This window comes from Dyella sp., from assembly GCF_051962475.1.
In the GTDB taxonomy this organism is placed as follows: Bacteria; Pseudomonadota; Gammaproteobacteria; order Xanthomonadales; family Rhodanobacteraceae; genus Dyella_A.
Genome location: NZ_JBQCCF010000038.1, coordinates 1 through 3,905, shown reverse-complemented (window position 1 = coordinate 3,905; position 3,905 = coordinate 1). Strand labels below are relative to the sequence as shown.

At 70.1% G+C, this 3,905-nt stretch carries 6 protein-coding genes; 4 read left to right on the top strand and 2 right to left on the bottom strand.

Translation table 11 applies throughout. The features are described 5' to 3' along the window. Positions 1-262 (top strand): hypothetical protein (locus ACTHJF_RS08920; RefSeq protein ID WP_440266801.1); only part of this gene is annotated, 262 nt, incomplete at its 5' end. A gap of 92 nt (positions 263-354) precedes the next feature. On the opposite strand, the gene ACTHJF_RS08915 is transcribed toward ACTHJF_RS08920, so the two are convergent. Together ACTHJF_RS08915 and fliK are read right to left on the bottom strand one after the other, a co-directional pair. Continuing rightward, on the bottom strand, positions 355-630 hold the full coding sequence (locus tag ACTHJF_RS08915) for a flagellar biosynthesis protein (protein ID WP_440266800.1): 276 nt from the start codon (positions 628-630) through the stop codon (positions 355-357). Beyond that, entirely contained in the window at positions 627-1,868 is a 1,242-nt protein-coding gene (fliK, locus tag ACTHJF_RS08910) for a flagellar hook-length control protein FliK (RefSeq protein ID WP_440266799.1), read from the bottom strand. Before fliK ends, ACTHJF_RS08915 begins: the two co-directional genes overlap by 4 nt. A 310-nt stretch (positions 1,869-2,178) precedes the next feature. Here fliK and ACTHJF_RS08905 point away from each other — a divergent pair, with 310 nt between their 5' ends. The 3 genes from ACTHJF_RS08905 to ACTHJF_RS08895 all read left to right on the top strand — a co-directional run. Continuing rightward, positions 2,179-2,502, top strand: a complete 324-nt coding sequence (locus ACTHJF_RS08905; RefSeq protein WP_440261931.1) for an STAS domain-containing protein — start codon at positions 2,179-2,181, stop codon at positions 2,500-2,502. Between the two features lie 13 nt (positions 2,503-2,515). Further along, a complete protein-coding gene (locus ACTHJF_RS08900; RefSeq protein WP_431634030.1) occupies positions 2,516-2,878 on the top strand; it encodes a response regulator in 363 nt (120 codons plus the stop codon). Between the two features lie 17 nt (positions 2,879-2,895). Next, on the top strand, positions 2,896-3,905 hold a 1,010-nt coding region (locus tag ACTHJF_RS08895; RefSeq protein ID WP_440266798.1), incomplete at its 3' end, for an Hpt domain-containing protein.

Below are 3,905 nucleotides of genomic sequence, written 5' to 3'. Positions count from 1 at the left end.
AGGAGCCCGCTGGCGGGCGATGCTTTTGGTTTTGATGTGGCATCAGAGTAGGAGCATCGCCCGCGAGCGGGCTCCAACAAAAAGAGTGAGGTGGCGCGAGGGGCTGGCCGCAGTCTTTGAGGCTTTTTGTAGGAGCCCGCTGGCGGGCGATGCTTTTGTTTCGATGTGGCATCAGAGCCAAGGGCATCGCTCGCAAGCGGGCTCCTACATAAGGAGTGAGGTGGCCGAGGGGCTGGCCGCAGTCTTTGAGGGGTTTTTGTAGGAGCCCGCTGGCGGGCGATGCTTTTGCTTCGATGTGGCATCAGAGCCAAGGCATCGCCCGCGAGTGGGCTCCTACAACAGCGGCGGTGTTGTTTAGAGCTTTTCGCCGGAGGCTTCGTAGACGCAGGCCAGCACCGAGGCGGCGGCGGCGTAGAGGGTGCCGGGCACGTCGTCGCGCAGGCGCAGGGCGGCGAGCAGGCTGGCGATCTGCGTGTCCGGGTGCAGGGGGATGCCCTGGTCGCGGGCGCGGGCGAGCAGCAGGTCCAACGTTTCGGCGGGCACGCGCTGGGAGGGGGCGGCGGTGTCGCCGCTGCCGCTGGTGAGCTTCAAGGTCACCTTGCGCTGGGGGTTGGGAAGGGCCTGGGTCATGCGGTGGCCTTGAGCAGATGGGCGCTGTGGCGACCGTGCGCGCGCGGCAGGCCGGTCTGGCAGGTGAGCTGATCCAGCAGCAGGCCGCAGGCGGCCAGGCGCTGGCGCAGGGCGGTGAACTGCTGCTCCAGGCGCTCGGTGGTGCTGGCGCGCTCGGCCCACAGCCGCACCGACAGGCGCAGATCGTGCAACTGCAGCTCGCCCTGCACCGGGCCGAGCGTAGGCAGGTCGATGGCGAAGCCAAGCGTCCATTGGCGCGGCGCGTCCGGACCGGCGTCGGCGGGGTAGTCCAGCTGCAACTGCAGCACGTCTTGGCCGTCGCGGCCCTTGATGGGAATCTCGGTGATCCAGGCCGGTACGGTGCTCGCTTCCAGCTGGGCCACTTCCACCCGCGCCAGGGCGGCGCGCACGGTGGTATGCAGCTGGCCGAGCAGGGGCGCGGTGTCGTCTTCGGCGGCGAGCGCGGCGAGATTGGCGGCGGTGCCGGCGGCGCGGGCCTGCGCCTGCAGGCCGCGTTGCAGCAGGGGCGGCGCGGTTTCGTTGCCGCTGCCGGCGGCGCCGGGGTTGAGCGGGCTGCCGCGCGGCGGGGCGTAGCTGTCGAGCAGGTTGGAGAGCTTGAGCAGCACGGCTTTCCAGTCTTCCTCGCCCACCCCGGCGGCGAGCAGCGGGTTCTGCGCCAGGCTCGATTCCATGAACAGCCCGCTGCGCTGGATCGCCTCGCGCAGGCCGGCGCCGGTGGTGATGTCGGCGGGCGTGCGCATGGCCTGTTCGAGTTGCGCCAACACCGGGCGCAGCGCCGCGGGCAACTGGCGCATCACCGGCCGCTGGGCCAGCGCCTGCACGGTGGCGAGCAGCGGGGCGAAGCCGTCCTGCTGTGGCAGGCGCTCGCGTAGCGCCACTTGCGCCACCGATTCGCTGGCGTGCGGCAGCATCACTTCCAGCGTGGGCTGGGTGCCCAGGCTGAGCACGCGCACCTGGAACTGTGCCGGCAGCGCGGCGGCGGCCTGGCCACCAGGCAACGGGTTGTAAGCGTTCTGCGGGTTGGGTAGGGAACCCTGCTGGCCGGGCATCTCCGCTTCCACCGCCATGCCGCCGATCTGCAGCACCATCTTGCCCTGCTCGGTGACGCCGAGCGGGCGCGCGGACATCACCACGCCGATGCGCCAGCTCTCCGCGGTAGTGCCGGAGGCGGCGCCGAGCCAGGTGAGTGCGGCGAGGCTGGTGGGTTGGATGATCATGCGAGGCTCCTTCGCCCCACGGCGACGGTCGTGCCGGATACACGACGACTTGTCGAGGGCTAACGGCCGCGCGCGGGGAAACTTTAGCGAATGCCGATGAGGCTGGTAACCCGGTTGAAGCGGGAGCGCGCGCCATCCACCCGACCCCGCGGGAATGCTGCGCCACCCGTCGCCAGGCCGTTCGCGCCGGTTCCGCCGGCGTTGCGCGGTGCCTTCAGCCGGCGTCTTCGATCGCCCCTAAAGCGCACGCCGCCCCCGCCGATAAAGCCTCCGAACGAAATCACGGCCGGCACGGCCACGGGGCAAGCGCATGGGCAGCAAGGGATCATCGAAGGGCCGGCAGGACACCGCCGCAGCGCCCATCGTTTTGCCGGCGGACTGCCGCCTGGGCGCGCTCGATGCGCTGGCGCCGCAGCTGCGCGAAGCCGTCGGCGGCCCTGCTGCCGTGCTCGATGCCGCGGCCGTGGAGAAGGTCGACGGCGCGGCCATGCAGTTGCTGGTGGCGTTTCGCCGTGCGGCCGCGGCAGGCGCCTGCGCGGTGACCTGGAGCGCCGCCAGCGACGTGTTGCGCGAGGCGTCCAGCCTGCTCGGGCTGGATGGCGAACTGGATTTGCCGGCACCCATGCCGGCCTGAAACGAGGTGGAAGATGGCAAAGATTCTTGCGGTGGACGATTCGGCGTCGATGCGCGGCATGGTGGCCTTCACCCTGCGCGGTGCCGGCCATGAGGTGAGCGAGGCGGAGAACGGCCAGCTGGCGCTGGACCAGGCCCGTGGCGGTCGCTACGACCTGGTGCTGGCCGACGTGAACATGCCGGTGATGGACGGCATCTCGATGGTGCGCGAGCTGCGCACGCTGCCCGAATACAAGGGCGTGCCGATTCTCATGCTGACCACCGAGTCGCACACCGACAAGAAGATGGAAGGCAAGGCCGCCGGCGCCACCGGCTGGCTGGTCAAGCCGTTCGATCCCGAACAGCTGCTGGCCACCGTCAACCGCGTACTCGGCTGAGCCGGAGAGAAGCCCTCATGGCCAACGTCAGCATGGCGCAGTTCCACCAGGTGTTCTTCGAGGAGAGCCTGGAAGGACTCGACAACATGGAAACGGCGCTGCTGGCGCTGGACGAGGGCGGCGACAAGGAGCTGGTGCACACCATCTTCCGCGCTGCCCACTCGATCAAGGGCGGTGCGGCCACGTTCGGCTTTCCCGAAATGGCCGCCTTCACCCACGAGGCCGAGTCGCTGCTCGACGAGTTGCGCGATGGCCGCCGCGCCATCGACAAGCCGATCATCGAGCTGTTGCTGCGCACGGTGGACTGCCTGCGCGGCATGTTCGCCCGCGCCCAGGCCGGCCAGCCGTTGAACGACGAGGTGGCCGAAGGCCTGCGCGGCGAGCTGGCCGCGGTAATGGGCCGTGCGGCCGAGACCCAGGTCATGGCGCGTCGCGCCCGCGACCATGCCGATGCGTGGAAGATCACCTTCCGCCCGCATCCGGGCATGGCCGCCAGCGGCAACGACCCGCTGCGCCTGCTGCGCGAGCTCAAGGCGCTGGGCGAGCTCAGCGTCACCGCCGAGCTGGACAAGCTGCCGGCGCTCGACGCGCTGGACGTTTCCCAGTGCCATATTGGCTGGACCCTGGAGCTGCGCGGGCAGGTGACGCGCGAGGCGATCAAGGGTGTGTTCGACTGGGTGGAGGACGAGTGCGATCTCGCCATCGAGCCGCTGCACGTGGTGGCCCCGCCGGCCGCTGCCGAAGCGCCAAAATCCGAAACAGGCCGGGCCACCGTCACCGACGCGGCCACGGCGCGCGCGGCGCGCGAGTCGGCGCCGGTGGCCAGTGCCGAGTCCAGCTCGGTGCGCGTGTCGATCGACAAGATCGACAGCCTGATCGACCTGGTCGGCGAGCTGGTGATCAACCAGGCGATGATGGCCGCCCGCGTGAACGAGCTGGGCGTCGCCCGCGCCTCGACCGTCGCCAGCGCGCTCGACGAGCTCGAGCAGCTGACCCGCGAGATCCAGGACAGCGTCATGGCGATCCG

Coding starts and splice junctions, on each gene's coding strand:
- ACTHJF_RS08915 (WP_440266800.1), bottom strand. CDS start 630: ATGACCCAGGCCCTTCCCAACCCCCAGCGCAAGGTGACCTTGAAGCTC.
- fliK (WP_440266799.1), bottom strand. CDS start 1,868: ATGATCATCCAACCCACCAGCCTCGCCGCACTCACCTGGCTCGGCGCC.
- ACTHJF_RS08905 (WP_440261931.1), top strand. CDS start 2,179: ATGGGCAGCAAGGGATCATCGAAGGGCCGGCAGGACACCGCCGCAGCG.
- ACTHJF_RS08900 (WP_431634030.1), top strand. CDS start 2,516: ATGGCAAAGATTCTTGCGGTGGACGATTCGGCGTCGATGCGCGGCATG.